20 protein-coding genes and 2 pseudogenes are annotated in these 23,050 nt (G+C 68.8%); 13 read left to right on the top strand and 9 right to left on the bottom strand.

Annotated elements, in window-relative coordinates; translation table 11 throughout:
* Nucleotides 1-104: 104 nt before the first annotated feature.
* The 8 genes and pseudogenes from mreC to QM701_RS13455 all read left to right on the top strand — a co-directional run bounded on the left by mreC (nucleotide 105) and on the right by QM701_RS13455 (nucleotide 9,406).
* Nucleotides 105-1,022, top strand: a complete 918-nt coding sequence (gene mreC, locus QM701_RS13490) for a rod shape-determining protein MreC (RefSeq protein WP_415167564.1) — start codon at nucleotides 105-107, stop codon at nucleotides 1,020-1,022.
* A gap of 3 nt (nucleotides 1,023-1,025) precedes the next feature.
* A complete protein-coding gene (gene mreD, locus QM701_RS13485; protein WP_415167563.1) occupies nucleotides 1,026-1,547 on the top strand; it encodes a rod shape-determining protein MreD in 522 nt (173 codons plus the stop codon).
* A gap of 10 nt (nucleotides 1,548-1,557) precedes the next feature.
* Nucleotides 1,558-3,466, top strand: a pseudogene (mrdA, locus tag QM701_RS13480) (penicillin-binding protein 2).
* Between the two features lie 4 nt (nucleotides 3,467-3,470).
* A complete protein-coding gene (gene rodA / locus QM701_RS13475; RefSeq protein ID WP_415167562.1) occupies nucleotides 3,471-4,577 on the top strand; it encodes a rod shape-determining protein RodA in 1,107 nt (368 codons plus the stop codon).
* Nucleotides 4,577-5,584: a septal ring lytic transglycosylase RlpA family protein gene (locus QM701_RS13470; protein WP_415169395.1), complete on the top strand. Its 1,008-nt coding sequence runs from the start codon at nucleotides 4,577-4,579 to the stop codon at nucleotides 5,582-5,584. The genes rodA and QM701_RS13470 overlap by 1 nt, the downstream gene beginning before the upstream one ends.
* A gap of 400 nt (nucleotides 5,585-5,984) precedes the next feature.
* Nucleotides 5,985-6,224 (top strand): OadG family protein, encoded by a 240-nt coding sequence (locus tag QM701_RS13465; protein WP_415167561.1) that lies wholly within the window; start codon nucleotides 5,985-5,987, stop codon nucleotides 6,222-6,224.
* Nucleotides 6,225-6,267: 43 nt separating this feature from the next.
* Nucleotides 6,268-8,052, top strand: coding sequence for a sodium-extruding oxaloacetate decarboxylase subunit alpha (gene oadA / locus QM701_RS13460; RefSeq protein ID WP_415167560.1), 1,785 nt, complete (start codon nucleotides 6,268-6,270; stop codon nucleotides 8,050-8,052).
* A 7-nt stretch (nucleotides 8,053-8,059) separates the two neighbouring features.
* The gene (locus QM701_RS13455) at nucleotides 8,060-9,406 is read left to right on the top strand and encodes a sodium ion-translocating decarboxylase subunit beta (protein ID WP_415167559.1); all 1,347 of its coding nucleotides are present in this window, start codon (nucleotides 8,060-8,062) and stop codon (nucleotides 9,404-9,406) included.
* A gap of 70 nt (nucleotides 9,407-9,476) precedes the next feature.
* Here QM701_RS13455 and hypF read toward each other — a convergent pair whose 3' ends face one another.
* The 9 genes and pseudogenes from hypF to QM701_RS13410 all read right to left on the bottom strand — a co-directional run.
* On the bottom strand, nucleotides 9,477-11,801 hold the full coding sequence (gene hypF, locus QM701_RS13450; RefSeq protein ID WP_415167558.1) for a carbamoyltransferase HypF: 2,325 nt from the start codon (nucleotides 11,799-11,801) through the stop codon (nucleotides 9,477-9,479).
* Between the two features lie 199 nt (nucleotides 11,802-12,000).
* Nucleotides 12,001-12,342, bottom strand: a complete 342-nt coding sequence (locus QM701_RS13445; RefSeq protein WP_415167557.1) for a c-type cytochrome — start codon at nucleotides 12,340-12,342, stop codon at nucleotides 12,001-12,003.
* Nucleotides 12,343-12,392: 50 nt separating this feature from the next.
* On the bottom strand, nucleotides 12,393-13,007 hold the full coding sequence (locus tag QM701_RS13440) for a cytochrome b/b6 domain-containing protein (protein WP_415167556.1): 615 nt from the start codon (nucleotides 13,005-13,007) through the stop codon (nucleotides 12,393-12,395).
* Nucleotides 13,000-13,992, bottom strand: a complete 993-nt coding sequence (locus QM701_RS13435; protein WP_415167555.1) for a cytochrome c3 family protein — start codon at nucleotides 13,990-13,992, stop codon at nucleotides 13,000-13,002. Before QM701_RS13435 ends, QM701_RS13440 begins: the two co-directional genes overlap by 8 nt.
* A gap of 81 nt (nucleotides 13,993-14,073) precedes the next feature.
* The gene (locus QM701_RS13430; RefSeq protein WP_415167554.1) at nucleotides 14,074-16,230 is read right to left on the bottom strand and encodes an MtrB/PioB family decaheme-associated outer membrane protein; all 2,157 of its coding nucleotides are present in this window, start codon (nucleotides 16,228-16,230) and stop codon (nucleotides 14,074-14,076) included.
* Nucleotides 16,231-16,246: 16 nt separating this feature from the next.
* Entirely contained in the window at nucleotides 16,247-17,209 is a 963-nt protein-coding gene (locus tag QM701_RS13425; protein WP_415167553.1) for a DmsE family decaheme c-type cytochrome, read from the bottom strand.
* 200 nt (nucleotides 17,210-17,409) lie between these two features.
* Entirely contained in the window at nucleotides 17,410-18,060 is a 651-nt protein-coding gene (locus QM701_RS13420; RefSeq protein ID WP_415167552.1) for a response regulator transcription factor, read from the bottom strand.
* Entirely contained in the window at nucleotides 18,048-18,749 is a 702-nt protein-coding gene (locus QM701_RS13415) for a sensor histidine kinase (protein WP_415167551.1), read from the bottom strand. Before QM701_RS13415 ends, QM701_RS13420 begins: the two co-directional genes overlap by 13 nt.
* Nucleotides 18,750-18,828: 79 nt before the next feature.
* Nucleotides 18,829-20,037 (bottom strand): annotated as a pseudogene (locus tag QM701_RS13410) (cache domain-containing protein); the annotation flags it as partial.
* Nucleotides 20,038-20,295: 258 nt separating this feature from the next.
* Here QM701_RS13410 and ccmA point away from each other — a divergent pair.
* The 5 genes from ccmA to ccmE are packed head-to-tail and all read left to right on the top strand — an operon-like array spanning nucleotide 20,296 to nucleotide 23,049.
* Nucleotides 20,296-20,928 carry a cytochrome c biogenesis heme-transporting ATPase CcmA gene (ccmA, locus tag QM701_RS13405; RefSeq protein WP_415167550.1) on the top strand — a complete coding sequence of 211 codons (633 nt, stop codon included), beginning with the start codon at nucleotides 20,296-20,298 and terminating at the stop codon, nucleotides 20,926-20,928.
* Nucleotides 20,922-21,590 carry a heme exporter protein CcmB gene (ccmB, locus tag QM701_RS13400; protein ID WP_415167549.1) on the top strand — a complete coding sequence of 223 codons (669 nt, stop codon included), beginning with the start codon at nucleotides 20,922-20,924 and terminating at the stop codon, nucleotides 21,588-21,590. Before ccmA ends, ccmB begins: the two co-directional genes overlap by 7 nt.
* Before the next feature lie 15 nt (nucleotides 21,591-21,605).
* On the top strand, nucleotides 21,606-22,355 hold the full coding sequence (gene ccmC / locus QM701_RS13395; RefSeq protein WP_415167548.1) for a heme ABC transporter permease CcmC: 750 nt from the start codon (nucleotides 21,606-21,608) through the stop codon (nucleotides 22,353-22,355).
* Entirely contained in the window at nucleotides 22,352-22,588 is a 237-nt protein-coding gene (gene ccmD / locus QM701_RS13390) for a heme exporter protein CcmD (protein ID WP_415167547.1), read from the top strand. Before ccmC ends, ccmD begins: the two co-directional genes overlap by 4 nt.
* Nucleotides 22,585-23,049 carry a cytochrome c maturation protein CcmE gene (gene ccmE / locus QM701_RS13385; RefSeq protein WP_415167546.1) on the top strand — a complete coding sequence of 155 codons (465 nt, stop codon included), beginning with the start codon at nucleotides 22,585-22,587 and terminating at the stop codon, nucleotides 23,047-23,049. Before ccmD ends, ccmE begins: the two co-directional genes overlap by 4 nt.
* The last annotated feature ends 1 nt before the right edge of the window (nucleotide 23,050 follow it).

Below are 23,050 nucleotides of genomic sequence, written 5' to 3'. Positions count from 1 at the left end.
CCGCCGGCTTCGCCGAGTCCGTCAAAACACGAGCAAAGCGCGGGACTGTGGGATAATCCCGCCGTTTCGTCGTCCGTCGTCCCGAACCCCTTCGCTCCGATCGCATGGATCATCAGCCGCCACCGTTCTTCAAACGCGGGCCGGCGCCGCTGGCGCGGTTGTCGTTCTACGCCATGCTCTCGCTCGCCCTGCTGTTCTTCGATTCGCGCTTCCAGACGCTGGAACTGCTGCGCCAGGGCGTGTCGCTGTTCACCCACCCGCTCCAGCAGGCGGCGCACGCGCCGATCGAGTTCCTGCAGAAGTCGGGCGACTATTTTTCCAGCCTGTCCCGCCTCGAGGAGGAAAACGCCCAGCTCAGGCGGGCGCGGCTGGCCAGCGCCGACACCCTGTTGCGCATGCAGCAGCTGGAGGCCGAGAACGAGCGGCTGCGCAAGCTGCTCGAAGTGCGCGAGCGGCAGAAGATCGGCGGCCGCGTGGCGCAGATCATCTACGCGGTGCGCGATCCGTTCTCGCGGCGCGTGGTGGTGGACAAGGGGCAGCAGGACCGGCTCTCGGCCGGCCAGCCGGTGGTCGACGACGCGGGCGTGGTCGGCCAGGTCACCCGCGTCTTCCCGTTCGTCTCCGAGATCACGCTGATCACCGACAAGGACCAGGCCGTGCCGGTCCAGATCATGCGCACCGGGCAGCGTTCCGTGGTCTTCGGCCTCGGCGACGGGCGGCTCGAACTGCGCTTCCTGCCGGCCAACGCCGACGTGCAGAACGGCGACGTGCTGGTGACCTCGGGGCTCGACGGCGTCTTTCCGCGCGGCCTGCCGGTCGCCAAGGTGGCGCACATCGAGCGCGACACCTCCTACACCTTCGCCCGCATCTATTGCCTGCCGCTGGCCGGGGTCGAGAATTTCGGCGAGGTGATGGTGCTCGATCCGCGCGAGGCGCTGGCCATCCCCGAACAGATCAAGCGGCCGCTGGCCCCGGCGCCGGCCGTGAAGACGGGCGCCAAGCGGCGGCTGAAGAAGGAGTGACCGATGCAGCCGACCTTCCATTCGTCGCGCATTCTCCTGCCGGTCCGGCCGTGGTTCATCGCCGCCAGCCTGTTCGCCGCGCTGCTGCTGAACTTCCTGCCCACCTCGGACTGGCCGTGGATGCCGGACTGGGTGGCGCTGGTCCTGGTCTTCTGGAGCATCCGCGAACCGCGGCGCGTGGGCATGGGCGCCGGCTTCCTGCTCGGGCTGATCATGGACGTGGCCGACGCCAGCCTGCTCGGGCAGCATGCGCTGGCCTACGTGCTGGTCGCCTACGCCGGCGCCGCCATCTCCCGGCGCATCCTGTGGTTCCCGCTCGCCCAGCAGGCGCTGCACGTGCTGCCCCTGCTGCTGGTGGTGCAGGGCGTGCAGTTTCTGGTCCGCGCCATGCCCGGCGTGGTGCTGCCCGGCCTGACCTACTTCCTCGGCCCGCTCGTCGGCGCGGTGCTGTGGGCGCCGCTGACCTTCGTGCTCCTGCTGCCGCAGTACCAGCCGGTGGAGCGCGACGAGAACCGTCCGATCTGAGGGCCGCCGCGTGCTGATCCGCACCACGCCGCAGAAGCCGCAGGACGGCGATCTCGACCGCTTCCGCTTCCGCATCGCCTGCGCCGCCGGCGCGGTGGTGCTGGCCTTCGCCCTGCTGGTCGGCCGCTTCGTCTTCCTGCAGGTGTTCCAGCACGAGTACTACACCACCCGCGCCGAGGACAACCGCATCTCACTGGTGCCGATCCCGCCCAACCGGGGCATCATCGAGGACCGCAACGGCGTCGTGCTGGCGCGCAACTACTCGGCCTTCACCCTGGAGATCACGCCGTCCAAGGTCGAGGATCTCGACGAGACGATCGACGCGCTCGGCGAGCTGGTCGAAATCCAGCCCAAGGACAAGCGGCGCTTCCGCAAGCTGCTCGAGGAAAGCCGCTCGTTCGAGAGCCTGCCGATCCGCACGCGCCTGTCCGACGAGGAGGTGGCCCGCTTCGCCGCCAACCGCTACCGCTTCCCCGGCGTCGAGGTCAAGGCGCGCCTGTTCCGCCAGTACCCGCTCGGCCCGATCGCCGCGCACGCCATCGGCTACATCAACCGCATCAACAAGGCCGACCTGGAATCCATCGAGGAAAAGGAACAGAGCTCCAACTACAAGGGCACCGAGCACATCGGCAAGACCGGGCTGGAAAAGACCTACGAGTTCCAGCTGCACGGCGAGACGGGCTACGAGAAGGTGGAGACGGACGCCGGCGGCCGCGCGGTGCGCAGCCTGTCGCGCACCGCGCCGACGCCGGGCAGCAAGCTGACCCTGACGCTCGACGTCAAGCTGCAGGAGATGGCGGAGAAGGCCTTCGGCGACCGGCGCGGCGCGCTGGTGGCGATCGAGCCGGCGACCGGCGGCATCCTGGCGCTGGTGTCCACGCCGACCTTCGATCCGAACCTGTTCATCGACGGCATCCGCTCGGAGGACTGGGACCAGCTCAACAACTCGCCGGACCGGCCGATGGTGCAACCGCGCGCTCAACGGCGCCTACCCGCCCGGCTCGACCTTCAAGCCGTTCATGGCGCTGGCGGCGCTGGAGACCGGCAAGCGCACGCCGAACCAGACCATCGCCGATCCGGGCTTCTTCACCTTCGGCGGCCACACCTTCCGCGACGACAAGAAGGGCGGCCACGGCATGGTGGACATGTACAAGTCGATCGTGCAGTCCTGCGACACTTACTACTACATGCTGGCCAACGACATGGGCATCGATGCCATCGCCCGCTTCATGAAGCCGCTCGGCCTGGGCAGCAGGACCGGCATCGACATCGACGGCGAATCCGAGGGCGTCCTGCCCTCCCCGGAGTGGAAGAAGAAGCGCTTCAAGCGGCCCGAGCAGCAGAAGTGGTTCGGCGGCGAGACCATCTCCATCGGCATCGGCCAAGGCTACAACGCCTACACGCCGATCCAGCTGGCGCAGGCGACGGCGACGCTGGCCAACGACGGCGTGCTGTTCCGCCCGCACTTGGTGAAGTACATCACCGACAGCCGCACCGGGGAGAAAACGATGATCGAGCCCGAGCCGCTGCGCACGCTGCCGTGGAAGCAGCAGAACATCGACGTGGTCAAGAAGGCGATGATCGGGGTCAACAAGGAAGGCACGGGCGCCCGCACCTTCGCCGGCGCCGAGTACGTCTCCGCGGGCAAGACCGGCACGGCCCAGGTGTTCAGCCTGAAGGGCGCCGACTACAAGGCGCACAAGCTCAAGCAGGAACTGCGCGACCACGCCCTGTTCATCGCCTTCGCGCCGGCCGACAAGCCGCGCATCGCGCTGGCCGTGCTGGTCGAGAACGGCGGCTTCGGGGCGCAGTCGGCGGCGCCGATCGCGCGCATGGTCATGGACTACTACCTGCTCGGCAAGCTGCCGAAGGGTCCGGCCAAGGAGGACGAAGCCGCCGTGGAAAGCGACGAGGAGTAACGCCATGGACCCGCATCTGATCCGCCGCCTGCGCAAACGCCTGGTCGACAACATCGACGGGCCGCTGCTGGCCGTCACCCTGGCGATCATGGGCTTCGGCCTCGCCACCATCTACAGCGCCACGGTCTACGCCAGCGACCGCACCGCCGCCCAGCTGATGAACATGGGCGCCGGCCTGCTCGCCATGTGGCTCGTCGCCCAGCTGCCGCCGCAGAAGCTGATGCGCTTCGCCGTGCCGCTCTACATCATCGGCGTGGTGCTGCTGGTGCTCGTCTTTCCGCTCGGGATCAAGGTCAACGGCGCGCGGCGCTGGCTGTCGCTCGGCGTCACGCGCATCCAGCCGGCGGAGATCCTCAAGATCGCCATGCCGCTGATGCTGGCCTGGTATTTCCACAAGCACGAGGCCGTGCTGAGGATGCGCCACTACGCCGTCGCCGGGCTGCTGCTGGCCGTGCCGTTCGCGCTGATCGCCAAGCAGCCCGACCTCGGCACCGCCATCCTGGTCGGCGCGGCCGGCTTCTACGTCATCTTCTTCGCCGGGCTGCCCTGGAAGGTCATCGTCGGCATGATCGCCGCCGGCGCCGCGGCCACGCCCTTCGTCTGGAGCATGCTGCACGACTACCAGCGCAAGCGGATACTGACGCTGATCGACCCGAGCACCGATCCGCTCGGCTCGGGCTACCACATCATCCAGTCCACCATCGCCATCGGCTCCGGCGGCCCCTTCGGCAAGGGCTGGCTGCAGGGCACGCAGACGCACCTGGAGTTCATCCCCGAGCGGCACACCGACTTCATCTTCGCGGTGTTTTCCGAGGAGCGCGGACTGGTCGGCAACAGCATCCTGCTGATCCTCTACCTGCTGCTGATCGCGCGCGGGCTGATGATCACCGCCAACGCCTCCACCCTGTTCGCCCGCGTGCTGGCCGGCTCGATCACGCTCAGCTTCTTCACCTACGTGTTCGTCAACATGGGCATGGTCAGCGGCATCCTGCCGGTGGTCGGCGTGCCGCTGCCGTTCATGAGCTACGGCGGCACGGCGCTGGTCACGCTGTTCCTCGGCGTCGGCATCCTGATGAGCATCCAGTCGCACCGGATGCTGGTCAAGCAGTGATGCGAAAAACGGAACGCTGCCTGCTCGCCGGCGCGGCGTGCCTGCTGCTCGTGCTCGCCGGCTGCGGCGGGCAGCCCGCGCGCGTCGCCGACTCGGGACCGGGCGCGCAGCCGTCCGCGCCGCGCAAGCCCGGCACCATCGTGCAGAAGCGCGGCGGCGGCTACTACAAGGACGACGGCCCGGCCGACGAAATCCCCAACAACCTCGACGACATTCCCGACGCGCAGCCGCGCCTGGAACCGCTGCACCGTTTCGCCAACAACCCGTACGTGGTGCTGGGCCGCTCCTACGTGCCCAACACCTCGCTCCGGCCCTTCCGCCAGACCGGTATCGCCAGCTGGTACGGCAAGAAGTTCCACGGCCAGAAGACCTCGATCGGCGAACCCTACGACATGTTCGCCATGACCGCGGCGCACCCGACGCTGGCGCTTCCCTCGTACGTGCGCGTGACCAATCCCGGCAACGGCAGGTCGGTGGTGGTGCGCGTGACCGACCGCGGCCCGTTCCACGCCGACCGGATCATCGACCTGTCGTACGCCGCCGCCTACCGCCTCGGCTACGTCAACGAAGGCAGCACGCGCGTCGAGGTCGAGGCCTTGCTGCCCACCGAATCGACCTCGCCGCTGTACGCCGAGGCCCGGCCGCCGGTCCTGCCGGCCAAGCCGGCGGCGAGCAAGCCCGAGCGCGACGAGCTCGATTCGCTCATGGCGCAGCTGGCGCAGGACGACGCGGCGGCCGCCCGGCCCGCCGAGCCGCCGGCCGCCGCGCCCGTCGCCCGGGGCGTGTTCCTCCAGCTCGGCGCCTTCTCCAGCGCCGACAACGCCGAAAGCCTGCGCGCCCACCTGTCGCGCGAGCTCGACTGGCTGAGCGAAAGCATCCAGGTCCAGGCCAGCGGCGGCATCCATCGCGTGCACCTCGGCCCGTACGCCAGCCGCGGCGACGCGGAAAAGGTGGCCGAGAAAATCCGCCTCGCGCTGGGCTACCGGCCCTCCTTCGTCACCCGCTGACCGGCCGGGCCGACGGCGGCGCGCCGCCTCCCGCCCCTGCCGCTGCCCGCTCAATCCTCCGCCTGCCGGAAGCTCGGCCGTGAAGGGCGCCCGAAGGGTGTGCTTCCGCACAATCGCGCCACCGACTAGCAAAACATAACCATATCGGTAACGAGGACTTGACGAAAAGCCGCGCGCTATCGATAATCTGGCCCCCTTGTGTCATTACGTCACAAGGTAATGACACAAAGACACAAACTATCCCTGTCTTTCGGCCGCTTTCCGGCCGGAGCGACGCAAAGGGAAGCAGGCAACGGAGGGCGGCGCGCCACCCCGCAGCGCGGGGGAAGCCGACTCCGGTCGAGCTGACATGCCGGCGGCGGCGAGGCGCGCCGAGGCCGGCGCACTGGGAGAACTCCGCATGACCTGGATGGACAATTTCGTTCAAGCGACCGTGATCATGTGCCTCGGCATGGGACTGGTGTTTCTGTTCGTCTCCACGCTGATCGTGCTGATCCGGTGTTCGGCGCGCATTCTGGCGAACTACCCCGACGAGGACGCCGCGGCGGCTTCGCCGGCCGCCGCGCCGCCGGCGGCGAACGACGGCGCCGTGGTCGCCGCCATCGCCATGGCGCTGCACCGGCGCTCGCCAAAACAATAAGCAGCCGCGTTACCCGCAACACGCCAATTCACTGGGGAAAGTCATGGCAAAAATCAAGATCACCGAGAACGTCCTGCGCGACGCGCACCAGTCCCTCCTCGCCACGCGCATGGTCACCGGCGACATGCTGCCGATCGCCGGAAAACTCGACGCCGTCGGCTACTGGTCGCTGGAGACCTGGGGCGGCGCCACCTTCGATTCGTGCATCCGCTTCCTGAACGAAGATCCGTGGGAACGCATCCGCCAGCTGAAGAAGGCGATCCCGAACACGCCGCACCAGATGCTGCTGCGCGGCCAGTCGATTCTCGGCTACCGGCACTACGCCGACGACGTGGTCGAGAAGTGCGTCGAGCGCATGGCGGCCAACGGCGTCGACGTCTTCCGCGTGTTCGACGCGCTGAACGATCCGCGCAACTTCATGGTGCCGATGAAGGCCGTCAAGAAGGCCGGCAAGCACGCCCAGGCCGCGATCAGCTACGCGGTGTCGCCGGTGCACACCGTCGAGAACTACGTCAAGCTGGCCAAGGAACTCGCCGGCATGGGCGCCGAGAGCATCTGCATCAAGGACATGGCCTCGCTGCTCACGCCCTACGCCGCGTATGAGCTGGTCAAGGCGCTCAGGCAGGCCGTCGACCTGCCGATCCACGTGCACTCGCATTCGACCACCGGCATGTCGGTCGCCACGCTGGTCAAGGCGGTCGAGGCCGGCGCCGGGCTGATCGACACCTCGATCTCGTCGATGTCGATGGGGCCGGGGCATTCGCCGACCGAATCGCTGGTCGAGATCTTCCGCGGCACCGAATACGACACCGGCCTCGACATGCCCCTGCTGCTCGAAATCGCCGCCTACTTCCGCGACGTGGTGCGGCCGAAGTACGCGCAGTTCGAAAGCTCCTTCGCCGGCGCCGACACGCGCATCCTGCAGGCGCAGATCCCCGGCGGCATGCTCTCCAACCTGGAGAGCCAGCTGCGCCAGCAGAACGCCTTCCACAAGCTCGACGAGGTGCTCAAGGAAAACGCCCGCGTGTGCAAGGACTTCGGCTATCCGCCGCTGGTCACCCCGACCTCGCAGATCGTCGGCACGCAGGCCGTGCTCAACGTGCTGATGGGCCGCTACAAGAACCTCACCGCCGAGTCGAAGAACCTGCTCGTCGGCAACTACGGCAAGACCCCGGCCGCGCCGGACCCCGAACTCGTCAAGCTGGCGCTCGCCGGGCTCGGCATGGACAAGCCCGTGACCGAGCGCCCGGCCGACCTGATCCCCAACGAACTCGCCAGGATCGAGGACGAGCTCAAGCAGAAGCTCGGCACGAACACCGTTGACATCGACGACGTGCTGACCTACGCGATGTTCCCGCAGGTCGCGCTCAAGTTCTTCGAGACCCGCCCCCAGGGCCCGGTCGCCTTCGCGGCGCCCAAGGCCAAGGAGGCCGCGCCCGCCGCCAAGGCGCCCGCCGGCCCCGCCAGCTACGTGATCAACGTCGACAGCCGGGACTACACGGTGGTGGTCGGCGACGGCACGGTCAAGGTCGACGGCCGGGACTACGCCGTCGCCGTGCGCGACGCGGGCGCCGCCCCGGCGGCCGCGCCCGCCGCCGTCCCCGCCTCGTCCGGCGTCGAGACGCCGGTGGAAGCGCCGGTCGCCGGCGTCGTGCTCAAGTTCGTGCGCGCCAACGGCGACACGGTGGCCAAGGACGAGACCGTGCTGATCATGGAATCGATGAAGATGGAACTGGAGGTCAGGAGCAAGGCCGCCGGCGTCGTCACCTTCAAGGCGGAAACCGGCGCGACGGTCGCGGCCGGCCAGATCCTTGCCGTCGTCCGCTGAGGTGATCATGCCTACGACACTCAAGAAAATCTTCCTCACCATCGCCTGCTGCCTGGCCTTCATCGCCGGGCTGGGCGCCCTCGGCTCGTTCGCCGAAGCCAGCAACGGCGCGCCGGCGGCCACGGCCGTCGCCCAGGCGCAGCCGGCAACCGCCACGGCGGCCGAGGCGGTGAAAAAGCCCGAGGCGCGGGAAATCTCCATCGTCAAAGGCGTCACCAGCATCGCCGAGCGCACCGGCATCGCCGGATTCCTGGCCAAGGACGGCTGGAAATCGCTGTTCATGATCGTCATCGGCGCCGTGCTCCTGTACCTCGGCGTGGTCAAGGACTTCGAGCCCATGCTGCTGGTGCCGATCGGCTTCGGCACCATCCTGGTCAACGTGCCCTTCGCCGGCATGGGCGAGCCGCCGCACGGCCTGCTCTACATGATCTTCGAGTTCGGCCTGAAGAACGAACTGCTGCCGCTGCTGATCTTCATCGGCATCGGCGCGCTGTCCGACTTCGGCCCGCTGCTCGCCAACCCGCGCATGGCCATCCTCGGCGCCGCCGCGCAGTTCGGCGTGTTCGGCACGCTGCTCGGGGTGATGGCGCTGAACCTCGTCCCCGGCTTCGACTACAGCCTGATGGAAGCCTGCGCGATCGCCATCATCGGCGGCGCCGACGGGCCGACCTCGATCTACGTCTCCTCGCTGTTCGCGCCGCACCTGATGGGCTCGATCGCGGTGGCCGCGTATTCCTACATGGCGCTGGTGCCGCTGATCCAGCCGCCGATCATGCGCGCGTTGACCACCGAGGCCGAGCGCAAGATCAAGATGCACCAGGTGCGCCCGGTGCACAAGATGGAAAAGGTGCTGTTCCCGCTGTTCGTCACCGGCCTCGTCATCTTCATCCTGCCGTCCGCGCTGCCGCTGATGGGCAGCTTCGCCTTCGGCAACTTCGTCAAGGAATCCGGCTGCCTCGACCGGCTGTCCAAGACCATGCAGAACGAACTGATGAACTTGGCGACGATCTTCCTGGGCCTCGGCGTCGGCATGCAGATGTCCGCAGAGAAGTTCATGAACCTGGAGACGATCGGCATCCTCATCCTCGGCATGCTGGCCTTCTCGCTGGGCACGGCGGGCGGGGTGATCTTCGCCAAGATCATGAACGTCGTCTGGCCGAAGAACCCGGTCAACCCGCTGATCGGCTCGGCCGGCGTGTCGGCCTTCCCGATGGCCGCGCGCGTCTCCAACAAGCTCGGCCTGGAAGCCGATCCGCACAACTTCCTGCTGATGCACGCGCTCGGCGCCAACGTGGCCGGCCAGATCGGCTCGGTGGTCGCCGCCGGGGTGATCCTGGCGATCTTCGGCTACTGAGCGTCACCGACCGAAGCAAAACGGGTGGCCGCGGCCACCCGTTTTTTCATTTGGGGCACGCCGGCTTCCGCTATCTGGAAGGCGTTCCCTGCAAATGATGCTGGGCGACCCACGCCTGGCCGAGCGCGATGCCGCCGTCGTTGGGCGGAATGCGGCGCGCTTCGAGCAGGCGCAGCCCGGCGTCGGCCAGGCCGGTGCGCAGCCCGCGCCCGAGCACCTGATTCTGCAGGCAGCCGCCGCCGGCCGCCACCATGGCGTCCGGCGGGGCGGCGGCGACCAGCCAGTCGGTCAGCGCGGCGGCCAGGGTGGCGTGGAACAGCGCGGCGCCGACCTTGGGATTCTTCTCGTCGGCCAGCACCGCGAACAACGGCCGGAGGTCGAGGCAGCCGGCCTCGATCGCCCAGCCGCCGGACAGCGGCCGCACCTCGCCGTGGCGTTCGGCCAGCCCTTCGAGCAGCAGCCCGGCCTGGCCGCGGAAGCGGGTCACGGCGCAGATGCCGAGCAGCCCGGCGGCGGCGTCGAGCAGCCGGCCCATGCTGGTGGTTTCCTCGACGTCCGCGCCGGCGCTCAGCCGTGCCGCGACCGCGCCGGCGTCGGGCTGGTCGGCGAAGCGCCGCTCGATCTCGCCGCCCCGCCCGAGGGCGTGCAGCACGCCCGCGGCGAAGCGCCACGGCTGCCCCGATTCATGGTCGCCGGCCGCCAGCCGCAGCGGCAGCAGGTGCCCGAGGCGCGCATACGACGCGCCATCGACGCGCAGCAGTTCGCCGCCCCAGGCCTTGCCGTCGTCGCCCAGGCCGAAGCCGTCCAGCGCCAGCGCGTAGGCCGGCCCGTCGCGGTGGTGCTCGGCCAGGACCGCGGCGATGTGCGCGTGGTGCTGCTGCACCGCGAGTTGCGGCACGCCGCGCCGGGCGGCGAACTCGCGGGCCAGGCGGGTGGCCGGATTGTCCGGATCGCGGTCATGGACGACCAGCGCCGGCGAGGCGTCCAGCACCGCCAGCAGGCGCTCGGCGGTTTCCCGCAGCGCCTCGGCCGTCAGGGGATTGAACAGGTTGCCGAGATGGTGGGAAAGAAACGCCTCGTTGCCGCGGGTAACGCAGACCGTGCTCTTGTCGTGCACGCCGAAGGCCAGGATCGGCGGCGTCGAGAACGGCAGCTTCACCGAACGCGGCGCGTAGCCGCGCGAACGGCGGACCAGCTGCAGCCCGCCCGGTCCGGAGCAGGCGACGCTGTCCTCGGCGCCGACCGCGAGTTCCAGGTCGTGCAGCAGGAAGGCGTCGGCCATGCCAACGAGGCGCCGCAGCGCCTCGGCGTTGTTGATGGCCGGCGGCTCGCCGGCCGGGTTGCCGCTGGTGACCACCAGCGCCAGTTCCTCGGCCCGGTCCAGCCAGGAGGTCCCCTCGGGCCGTCCGGCCGCTTCGTGGAACAGCAGGTAGTGCAGCGGCGAGACCGGCAGGATCACGCCCAGCCAGGCCAGATCCGGCGCCACGCCGGGCAGCGCCGCGTCGCAGCGGTTGCGCTTCTTGAGCAGGATGATCGGGCGCTCGGGCAGGTTCAGCAGCCCCGGTTCGCCGACGCTGACGTGCACCAGCGCGGTCGCCGACAGCGCATTGGCGAACATCACCGGGAACGGCGCGGCGGGCTGCCGCTTGCGCGTGCGCAGCGCGGCCACGGCGGCCACGTTGCGCGCGTCGCACATCAGCTGGAAGCCGCCCGGTCCCTTGACCGCCAGGATCTTCCCTTCCCGGAGCAAGGCCAGGGCGTTGGCCACCGGGTCGCCGGCCAGCGCGTTGCCCGCCGGGTCGACCAGCGCCAGCCGCGGGCCGCATTTCGGGCAACCGATGCCGGCGGTGCGCAGCCGGCGGTCGTGCGCGCGCTGGAATTCCGCCTGGCACTTGCTGCACATGGCGAAGCCCGCGAAGCTGGTGCGCGCGCGGTCGAAGGGCAGTTCCCGGCAGACGGCGTAGCGCGGGCCGCAATGCGCGCAGCTGGTGAAGGCGTAGCGCCAGCGCCGGCCCTTGGGGTCGAACATGTCCTGCAGGCAGCTGCGGCAGACGGCGGTGTCCGGGCCGATCATTGTCGCCGCCCGGCCGCCGAGGCTGTTGAGGATGGCGAAGCCCTCCTCGGTCTCCTGCGTCTCGGCCATGCGGCGATGCACCGAATCGATGCGGGAAAACGGCGGCGCCTCGCGCTGCAGCCGCTCGACCAGCGCGTCGATCTTCTGCTCCGGGCCGCGCGCCTCGATCTCCAGGCCCCTGGCGTCGGTGCGCACCCAGCCGGACAGCCGCAATTCCTTGGCCAGCCGCCAGACGAAGGGACGGAAGCCCACGCCCTGGACCACCCCGGTCAGGCGGATGCGCTGGCAGGGTACCTTGTTTCGGCTTTCGGAACTGGACACGGACGTTTTCAATCTGGCTGGCGGTTCACTGCGACGCCGCGGATTCTAACGCATGACGTTGCATTGACGAAATGAATCCGCTTGCCACGCGCGGACCGGCGCCCCGGAAACCGGGCCGCCGCGTCCCCGGAGGCAAAAACGACCAGCCCCGGCCGGGCCGGGGCTGTGGCTGATTCCGGCGGAGACCGCCTTCAGCGGGTCACTTGACCGAGAGTATCCACTGGATCAGGTTGTCGATTTCGGCCTTGTCCTTGGTGCGGACGGTCTTGTGCTCGTCCTCGGTGCCGTCCTCGAACTTGACCTTCACGCCGGTGGTGATCTGCTTGAGGATGGTGGCCTCGGCATCGGGCTTGCCCGCGTACTTCTTGGCGATTTCCTTCAGCGTGGCGGCTTCCTTGCGCTTGTCCAGGGCGTGGCATTTCAGGCAGCCTTCCTTCTTGGCCAGGGCCTGCGCGGCCTCGGCGTTGACGGCGTGGGCCATCGGCGCGGACGCCAGCATCGCCGCCACGCCGGCGGCCCCCAGGGTCAGTCGGATCGTCATCTCGTTCTCTCCTCTCGGCTATCGATCAGGGTTGGGTTGAAAAAACCGGCTCAGTGCTCGTGCCAGCCGGTGAACATCATCTTGAACATCTGCCCGACGGTCTTGCCGGTGGTGCCCAGGTAGATGTGCGACAGCATGAACAGCAGCACGGCCACCGCGGCAAGATAATGCGTCAGGGCGACCGGCAGCAGTCCGTCGAAGCCGAACAGCTTGTCCGGCGCCAGTTCAGGATACAGGTACATCAGCCCGGACAGCAGCACCACCGGCAGCAGCAGGTACATCACGCTCCAGTAGGTGACGGCCTGCAGGGCGTTGAAATGCTCTTCCTTGGACGGCTCGTGCGGATGCGGTTCGCCGCGGAAGATGCCGATCCCGTACCACATCGCCTGTCTGATGATGCGCCCCAGCACGCCGGGCGGCTTGGGCACGAACTGCCACCAGTTGCCGGTGACGATGTTGGCGACGACGAAGAAGAGGTAGGCGGCGATCAGCAGCACGCCGGCGGTGTTGTGGATGCGCACGGCCAGCGCGAAGTTGACCAGCGGCAGCGCCGGATCGGCGAAGTGCACGCTCAGGCCGGTGACGCCGAGGGTGAGGATGAGCGCGGCGTTGGTCCAGTGCCAGACGCGAATCCAGGGGGCGATGAGGTATTCGCGTTCAGCCATGGCGGTCTCCGTGTTCTCCGTCGTCGGACCCCTTGCCGCGCCGGCGGGTGAGGAAGCGGCCGAGGCCGTGCGCGAGCAGGCCGACGATCATGGCGGCGAAGGCGCCGAGCACCAGCGTGTCGAGCAGGGGATGGCGGGTGGCGCCGGGCACGTAGGAGGTGGCGAGGATGACGCTGTTGGCGAAGCCGAGCCGTTCCTGCTCCTCCTTGACGAGGTGGCGGTAGAGCCGGGTCTTCAGGGTGCTGCTGGCGCTGTGGCAGGCCAGGCAGTCCTTCTCGGCCTTCTCCTTGCTGAGGATTTCGTGCGAAATCATCTCGCCGGCGGCGACTTCGGGGGTGTGGCATTCGACGCAGCGCACGGACTTCCAGTGCAGGCGGGTGTTCGGCAGCCAGGCGTGGATGTCGTCGATCGGCGGGCGGCCCTTCTTCTCGGGCGCGAAGCGGGCGAACTGTTCGTCTGAATCATGGCAGCCGAGGCACACGCGGTTGTCCTGGGCGACGATGCGCGCCGGGTCGTTCTGCTTGTCGGCGATGCGCATGCGGTGCGGGTCGTGGCAGGTCGGGCAGCTGATCTTGTCGGCGAGGTCGGCGTGCACCGACTTCTCGAACTGCTTCTCGATCACGTCGGCCTTCTTGGAATGGCAGTTGACGCAGGTGCTGGTCGAGTCCTTGGCGTCCTCGGCGTGCGGGAATTCGTCGTAGCCCTCGTTGTGGCACTTGGTGCACAGCTGTTTCTGGTGATCGGCCTGGTAGAACGCTTCCGGGTCCTGCAGCAGGCCGCGCAGCTTCTTCAGGTCCAGGCCTTCCCGCGGCGGCGCGTGCAGGCCGGCCTCGCTGTGGCAGGCGAAGCATTCCTCGTTGGCCTGCCGGACCTTCTCCGGCACTCCGGACGGCGGTTGCGGCGCCTGGGCGAACGACCACGCCGGCCATGCCGCCACCAGGAAAACGCCCAACGCCCGCCGCGCCTCGCGCAGTATTTTTCTCATGCCGCCCGTGCCCCCCGTCTTTCTTGTATTCCTTCGCCTCCGTCCGACCGGGAGATCGCGCCGCGCGCCGATCGGTATTTTTTATCGCAGCCTGTAAATATAGCGGATGCCGACGAAAGTATCAGTCTGCCGCTGATCGTACCTCACCGTGGTCCCATCCTGCACGTTCACCGTCGCGCTCGGCGAGCAGCCCGTGCAGGTGACGTTGCCGCTGTAATAGGAGAACGGCGAACCGTCGGCGAGGCTCCACGACCAGTCGTTGGTCCGCCAGCGTTCGTGGATCAGGTCCAGGCGCACTTCGGAGGTCTTGTCGATGGCGTACTTGCCGTCCAGCCGGAGGCGCAGCAGCCGGTTGCTGACGTCGGGCACCGGGCCGGTGGCGCCGGTCGGATAGGCGTTGCCGGCGCCGGACAGCACGAAGCTCTGCGGATAGCTGCTGGTGTTCCTGAACCAGTCGAAGCCGGCGCCAACCTCCATCCGCGCGCTCAGGTTGCCGCGCACGCTGAAGCCGAACGAGTCGCCGACGTCCTTGATCCGCGTTTCCTTGTCGGCGGTGGCCGCGCCGGTGCCGGAGGCGCGGTAGCCGACGGTGCGGGCGCGGGTCACGTCGTAGGAATACCAGGCGGAGACCTTCCAGTCGTCGGAAATGACGTAGGTGCCGTCGATGGCGTAGATGCGGGCGCTGCCGTCGCGCAGGCCGTACTGCCGGCCGTCGCGCGGATAGCGGTCGTCGGCCACGTTGACGCGGAACTGCAGCGACAGGCTCTCGGCGGGTTCCCAATCGAACGCCGCGCGCCACTTGTCGCGCTGGCGGTCGGCGATGTGCATCGGGTTGATCTGGTTTTCCACGGCGCTCTCGGCTTCCGAGTACGCCGAGCCGTCGCGGTCGCTGCGCAGGTAGGCCAGCGAGCCGTTCAGGCTGTCGGCCAGCGAACGCTTGACCTGGACCTTGTAGGTGCTTTCCTGGACGCGGCTGCGGAACGGCACGTAAACCGTGCCCACGGTCGGCCGGGAGCGATCCTGGTCCGAGTACTCCACGCCGCCCGTCAGGCTGAAGTTCTGCGGCAGCCGGTAGGTCGCCTCGAGCTTGCCGGAGGTGGTGGTGTAGGACTGCGGCGTGTTGAAGACGGTGGCCACGCCCGTGGCGTTGCTGCCGACGAAGCCGCGCAGCGGCGTCTTGTCGTCGACGTCGTAATAGCGCAGGCTGCCGGTGATCGACAGCTTGGGCAGCGGCCGCGAGCTCAGCCCGAGCTGCACCAGCGTGGTGTCGACGCGCCCGTTCAGGCTCGACGGCGCGTTGATGAACGGGGCGTTGGCGCCGCCCAGCCCGTAGGACGGCAGCGTCTCGTCCTGGGTCGCCCGCGTGTAGGCCAGCTTGAACGTGCCGCGGGTGGTCGGCGTAAACGCGTAGCCGCCTTCGAAGAACGCCTGGTGCGCCTGGTTGCCGAGCGGCAGCGACAGCGGCGTGACGGAGTTCAGGCTGGCGCTGGTGCCGCCGCTCACGCCGTTGAACCGCTGCAGGACCATCGTCTCGTGGTTGTCGTACCAGCTGCCGTAGTAGCCGCCCGACAGCTGCAGCTTGGTGCCGGTGTACTGCAGGATGGCTTCGAGCTGCCGGGTCGTGCTGTCGACCGGCTCGACCGAGAACAGCGCGGCGCTGCCCCAGCCCGTCTGCCGCGTGCCGGTCTTTTCCTCGTTCTTGAAGTCGATCTTCAGTTCGAGTCCCGGGACGAGGGTCTTGAAGCCGCCCAGCCGGGTCATTTCGCGGGTGGTGCCGAGCTCCACGTCGCGCCTGGGGAACGAGCCGAGCCCCGTGCCCAGCGTCAGGTTGTCCGAGCCGATGCCCTGCAGGCGGGTGTTGTAGGTGAGCGGATTCTCCCGCGTCGTGCGGTTGTATTCGAGGAAGCCGCCGAAGTCGCCCTGGCGGATGTAATCGCCGCGCAGTTCGCGGGTGTCCAGACCGAGGTCGGTCGCCTTCAGCTTCAGCCACGTGCCGGTTTCCTCGTCGCGCTTGACGATGTCGGCGTCGAGCAGGCCGTAGGCCTTGCCCTCGCGCATGCCGTCGTAGATGCCCTGCTGGCGGCGGTCGGCGGACCAGCTGCCGACGCCGACGGACACCGAGCTGTCCGGCTTGGTCAGTTCGTCGACGTCGGGCTCCTCGGCGAGGGCGCAGCCGAAGGCGGCCATCAGCGTCGCCGGCAGCACGGCCAGCCTGAACGAGCGGTGCAGTGTTTTCATGATTCTCCCCTTTCGCTCAGCGGCGGAAGCGCCCGGAGGTCGCGCTGTTGACCGTGCTGTTGCCGCCGTGGATGTTGGTGTGGCAGTTCATGCACGCCCGCCCGACCGTGCCGACCAGCGAGGTGCTGTTGCTCGGCGCGTTCGGCAGGGCCATCGCCTGGCCCGGATGGCTCTCGTGCGAATGGCACTCCTGGCAGAGAATCGGCGCGCGCGCCCGCAGCAGGCTGTCGACGTTGGTGCCGTGCGGCTGGTGGCAGATCGAGCAGTCTTCCGACACCGGCTGGTGGTTGTGCACGAAGGGCCCGCGCTTTTCCATGTGGCAGGTGTAGCAGGTGTCGTTGGTGCTGGACTTGACCAGCTGCTTCGGATTGTCGCCATGCACCGCGTGGCAGGACGAGCAGGTCATCTTGCCCTCGACGATCGGGTGGTGCGACGGCTTGTTCACCTGGACGCGCTGCTCCTTGTGGCAGGTGAAGCAGACGGCCGGCTGCGCCCGCTTGTCGAGCACCTTGTCCTGGCGCACGTGCACCTGGTGGCAGGAGGTGCAGGCGACGTCCTGCGCGCCGTGCGCGCTGGTCTGCCAGGCGATGCGGTTGCCGCCCTGGTGGCAGCCCGTACAGGCCTGGTTGCGCTCCTCGGCGGGCGTCTTGGTCTGCTTGCGGAAATCGCGGTCGGTCAGCGGCGGCGTGCCGGCGCCGCGGTACTTGAGGTGCTTTTCGCTTTCGCCGTGGCAATCGACGCAGCTCGGCGTGCGCCCGTCGGCGCGGGTACCGTGGCGCGTCTTGCCGATCGACAGCACCGACGGATGCAGTTCGAGCATGGTGGGCTTGGCGTCGTCGGTCTCGTCGTGGCAGCCGGTGCATTTGGCGTCGCCCTTGAGGACCAGATCCTCGGCCGGCTCCGCCGCGCGGGCCGCGCCCGCTCCCAGGCACGCCACGATCAGCCCCAGCACGACGCAGATTCGCTGAAGACGCTTCATACACTCCCCCTGTCAGGCTGCCGCCCGTCGCCCCCCGGTTTGCCGCCGGCGGGCGGATGTCGTTGTCGGTCCGTTCGGACGGCTTCGCCGACCCTTGGCGAAGCCGTTAAGGAGTGTAAAGTGGCGGGCAATACCCCCACCATCGGCAGGGGCTTAAATTGGGCATAGGAAGATTCCTACCGCCCTAGGCCGCCGCCCCCTCAGAAGTGCGAGGGGCCCGCCAGGTTGTGGGCGACGGCGTAGCGGATCAGCTCGGCGGTGCCGGCCAGGTTCATCTTCTGCAGGATGTGCGTCTTGTGGGTGCTGATGGTCTTGACGCTGAGCGACAGTTCCGCGGCGATCTCGGTCAGGCTGCGTCCCATGACCAGCATGTTGAAGACCTGGAACTCGCGGTCGGACAGCAGGTTGTGCGGCTGCGGCTCGCCGGCGGGGCGCATGCCGCGCACCATCAGCTCGGCGACCTTGTCGCTGATGTACACGCCGCCGCGGGCCACCCGGCGGATGGCGGCGACCAGCAGCTCGCTGTCGCTTTCCTTGGTCAGGTAGCCCTGCGCCCCGGCCTTCAGGGCGCGCACGGCGTACTGCTCCTCCTGGTGCATGCTGAGGATCAGGATGGGCAGCTCGGGCCGCTCCTCCTTGATCAGCCGGATCAGTTCCAGGCCGTTGCGGCCGGGCATGGAGATGTCGAGGACCAGCACGTCCCAGTCGCGCTCGCGCACCTTCTGCATCACGTCGAGCCCGTTGGCCGCCTCGCCGGCGACGACGAGGTCGTCGGTGTCGGCCAGGATCTGCTTCAGGCCGTCGCGGATGATGGCGTGGTCGTCCGCCAGCAGCACGTTCAGTTTTTCCATGACTGTCCTTCGCACAGGGTATTCACGGGGATGACCGCCTCGACCGTGGTGCCCCGGCCGGGCGCCGAGGTCACCGCCAGCCGGCCGCCGAGATTGCGGGCGCGTTCGCGCATGCCCGCCAGGCCGATGTCCTTGCCGTTTTCCGCGCGCGCCGCGAAGCCGACCCCGTCGTCGGCGACGCTCAGCACCCAGGCGTTTTCCGCCAGCGCCAGCCGCACGTCGACGCGGTTGGCATGGGCGTGCCGCGCCACGTTGGTCAGCGATTCCTGCAGGATGCGGAACAGCGCCGAGGCGGCCGCGTCGCCCGGCGCGGGATCGGCGTCCGGCAGCGCGAGGTCAACCTGCAGGCCGGTCCGGCCGCGGAACTGCTCGACGTACCAGGCCGCCGCCGCGCCGAAGCCGAGGTCGTCCAGCACCAGCGGCCGCAGCTCCGAGGAAATGCGGCGCACCGTGGCGATGGTCTGGTCGATCTGCTCCTTGACCGAGGCGACCTTGTCGACCAGCGCGCCCTGCTCCGGCTGCATGCGCCCGCCGAGCCAGGACACCTCCATGCGGATGCCGGTCAGCTGCTGGCCGAGCTCGTCGTGCAGCTCGCGGGCGATGCGCGCGCGCTCCTCCTCGCGGTAGTTCTGCAGGGTCGCCGACAGCTGCTGGAGCTGGTGGTTGGTTTCGCGCAGCTGGGTCTCCACGCGCCGGCGCTCGGTGAGGTCGCGGAAGATCGCCGTCAGCAGCTGCTCGCCGCGCACGGCCGAGGTCGAACAGGCTGAGTTCGACCGGGATCTCCTGGCCGTTCCCGGCCAGTTCGACGATGCACGGCGGATCGGAGGCGCTGGAGGATTTCCAGCCGTCGTCCAGGCGGCCGAGGAGTTCCCGGAGCCGGTCCGGCGCCAGGCAGGCGGACAGCGCCGTGCCGATCTCGCGGCCGAGCACGTCGCCGGCCTGCACCGCGAACATGCGCTCGGCGGCGCGGTTGAACAGCACGATCCGGTTGGCCGGATCGATCGTCAGGATGGCGTCCTTGACCGAGTGCACCATGTTGCGCAGCTGCTCGTCGCGCTCCTTCAGCGCGGTTTCCAGCGTTCCCTTGCGCGCCAGGTTCCTGGCCAGCAGGAAGGTCGTGCCGAGCACGAAGAACAGCAGCACCGCCACGCCGGCGACGATCGGCCGCATGGCGCGCTGCCACGGCAGCAGCGCCGTCCGTTCGTCGATGGCCGCGCGCATCGCCAGCGGAAACTCGCCCGCCCGCCGGTAGGCCGCGAAGCGCAGGCCGTCGGCGAAGCGTTCCGCGCTCTCGACGACCTCCCCGAGCGGCAGCGCGCGCAGGTCGACGCGCGCGGCCGGCTGCTCCGGCGGCTTGCCGACGCCCTGTTCGTCGTGCGGCTTGCCGGCCATCAGGGCGCCGTCGAGGTCGAGCAGCTGGATGCAGGTGACCGAGTCGAGCCGCACGCTCTCGTAGAGCGCCTCGAAATACTCCAGGTTGATCGCGGCCACCAGCACGCCGCGGAAACGGCCGTCCGGATAGACCAGCCGGGTGCTCACGTAGAAGGTCCATTGGCCGTCGACGCGCGCGATCTCGGGGGCGCTGATGAACAGCGTGTCCGCGCCCTCGTCCACGACGCTGCGGTAGAACGAGCGGGCGGTGACGTCCAGGCGCGGGATGAAATCCGGGCGCGAGGAGTTGACGCCGCGCCCGTGGGCATCGACCACGAAGATCGATTTGACCTGCGGCAGGCCGGCGCTGCGCGCCAGCAGCAGGAAGCGGACCAGGTCGCTGTCCAGATCCAGATGCAGGCCGACCTCATCGGAGAGGCGTTCCTTGATGCCGTTCAAGGTCAGCGACACGCCCTCGAAGGTGCGCGTGGTCTGCTCCGCCAGCACCCGGGTCAGCGTGACGATCTCGCTGCGCGCCCGGCGCACGTTCTCCTGGCGCAGTTCCGCCAGCAGGACGGCCGTGGCGACCACCGTCGCGACGATCATCACCGCGGCCAGCAGCAGCACCGCCCGGACCGGCGGGAAACGATGCGGCAACTGCCGCAGACCAGCGAGACGAGACATCCGGGACTCTCCCATGCGCGATTTCCGGCCGACGGCGGACGCCGCCCGCCGGGCCTCATTTTTTTCCGGGCGGCACATCATAGCGCCGGCGGCGATTTCTTTCGATTTGTTTGACTCAGGTCAATCCCCGGCTAAACTCGCGCCTGCACAATCCGACTTGACCGTTTCAACCATCCCCTCATGTTCGCAGCGTCCGACCTCGAATGCCTCCGCGGCGACCGGCGACTTTTCGCCGGGATCGGGTTTCGCCTCGGCGCCGGCGAGCTGCTTTACCTGCAGGGCCGCAACGGTTCGGGCAAGACCAGCCTGCTGCGCATGCTGTGCGGGCTGCTGCCGCCCGCGGCCGGGGAAATCCGCTGGCGCGGCCGGCCGATCGGCAAGCTCGGCGAGGATTACCGGCGCGAACTGTGCTTCCTCGGCCACCACAACGCGATCAAGGAAGAGCTGACCCCGCTCGAAAACCTCACCACCTCGGCCGCGCTGGCCGGCGAGACGCTCGACGCGGGCGCGGCGCTGGACGCGCTCGAACTGCTCGGGTTGGCCGGGCGCGAGGAACTGGCCTGCCGCTACCTGTCGCAGGGGCAGAAGCGCCGCGTGGCGCTGGCCCGGCTGGCCTCCGAACGGCGCCCGCTGTGGCTGCTCGACGAGCCGTTCGTGGCGCTCGACGCGGCGGCGGTCGAACTCGTCGCCGGGCTGATCGGCGCCCACCTGCAGCGCGGCGGACTGGCCGTGCTGACCACCCACCAGCCGGTCGAGATCGCCGCCGGCACGGTACGCCAGTTAGTGCTCGCTCACGAGGCGGCCCCATGCTGACGCCGATCATGGCCGTCATCGGGCGCGACCTGCGGCTGGCGCTGCGGCGGCGCTCGGACATCGCTTCGGTGCTCTTCTTCTTCATCATCGTGGTCAGCCTGTTCCCGCTCGGCGTCGGCCCGGAGCCCGAACAGCTGCGCCGCATGGCCCCCGGCGTGCTGTGGGTCGCCGCGCTGCTGGCGACCATGCTCTCGCTGCCGCGCCTGTTCGCCGACGACCACCGCGACGGCACGCTCGAACAGCTGGCGCTGGCGCCGCAGCCGCTCGGGCTGGTGGTGCTCGGCAAGGTGCTCGCCCACTGGCTGATCTCCGGCCTGCCGCTGACCCTGCTGGCGCCGGTGCTGGGCATCCAGTTCGACCTCTCGGCCGACGCGCTCGCCGTGCTCACCGGCTCGCTGCTGATCGGCACGCCCGCCCTGTCGGGGATCGGCGCCATCGGCGCGGCGCTGACGCTCGGCGTGCGCGGCAGCGGCGTGCTCGTATCGCTGCTGATCCTGCCCCTATATACTCCGGTGTTGATCTTCGGCGCCGGCGCCGTCGATGCGTCGGTGGCGGGCACCGGCGCGCAGGCCCATCTTTCCCTGCTGGCCGCGCTCGCGCTGGCCGGCGTGTTCTTCGCTCCCTGGCCGACCGCGGCCGCCCTACGGATTGCGCTGGAATGAAGGAATGAACCGATCATGAGCAAGCGAACGATCAACTGGTACCGTTTCGCCGGCCCGCAGGCTTTCTATCCGCTGGCCGGGAAGATGATCCCGTGGTTCTGGGCGCTGGCCGCGGTGTTCGGCATCGCCGGCCTGTACGTCGGCTTCCTCGTCGCGCCGACCGACGCGCAGCAGGGCGAGGGCTACCGCATCATCTTCCTGCACGTGCCGGCTTCCTGGATGTCGATGTTCATCTATCTGGTGATGGCCTTCTGGGCCGGGCTCGGGCTGGCCTTCAACTTCCGCCTGTCGGGCATGATGGCCCAGGCGCTGGCGCCGACCGGCGCGCTGTTCGCCTTTCTCTCGCTGTGGACCGGCGCGCTATGGGGCAAGCCGATGTGGGGCACCTGGTGGGTGTGGGACGCGCGCCTGACCTCGGAGCTGATCCTGCTCTTCCTCTACGTCGGCTTCATCGCCCTGCAGTCGGCGATCGACGACCCGCGCCGCGCGGACAGGGCCGGGGCGATCCTGGCGCTGGTCGGCGCGGTCAACGTGCCGATCATCTATTTCTCGGTCAAGTGGTGGAACACCCTGCACCAGGGCTCGTCGGTCAACCTGACCAAGTCGTCGATGGCCACGACCATGCTCTGGGGCATGCTGCTGTGCGCGCTGGCCTGCTGGATGTACGCCATCGCCGTGGCGCTGATGCGCGTGCGCCGGATCATGCTCGAACGCGAGAAGGACACGCTGTGGGTGCGCGAGGAACTCGCCGGGGAGGCGCGATGATCTACTGGCACAGCCTGTCCGATTTCCTGGCCATGGGCAGCCACGGCCTCTACGTCTGGGGATCGTTCATCGTCATGGCGGCGCTGATGATCCTGGAGCCGGTGCTGCTGGTGCGCGGCCGGAAAAGCCTGATCGCCCGCCTCAAGCGCCAGTACCGGGCCGAGAAGCTCGACCGCCGCGCCGCCGGCGCCAGCAGTGCCAGTCATTCCACGATGCTCGAGGAAAGCCATTGAAGACCCGTCACAAACGCCTGCTGCTCATCCTGGCCGGGCTGGCCGTGCTCGGCGCCGTCGCGGCGCTGGTACTCAACGCCTTCCAGAGCAACCTCGTCTTCTTCTTCTCGCCGACCCAGGTCGCCGCCGGCGAGGCGCCGAAGGGCAAGCCGTTCCGCATCGGCGGCATGGTCAAGGAAGGCTCGATCCGGCGCGAGGCCGACGGCGTGACCCTGGTTTTCGTGGTGACCGACACGGAAAAGGACATGGCCGTGCGCTACAAGGGCATCCTGCCCGACCTGTTCAAGGAGGGCAAAGGCGCCGTCGCGCAGGGCAGGATCGGCGACGACGGCATTTTCGTGGCCAGCGAGGTGCTGGCCAAGCACGACGAGAACTACATGCCGCCGGAGGCCGCGCAGGCGGTCGGCGAGGCGCACGCGCGCGCGCTGACCAAGAAGGCGCAGGAAACCCTGAGCCATTAGG

The organism is Propionivibrio sp., from assembly GCF_047602565.1.
In the GTDB taxonomy this organism is placed as follows: domain Bacteria; phylum Pseudomonadota; class Gammaproteobacteria; order Burkholderiales; family Rhodocyclaceae; genus Propionivibrio.
This window is presented reverse-complemented; position numbering and strand designations above follow the sequence as displayed.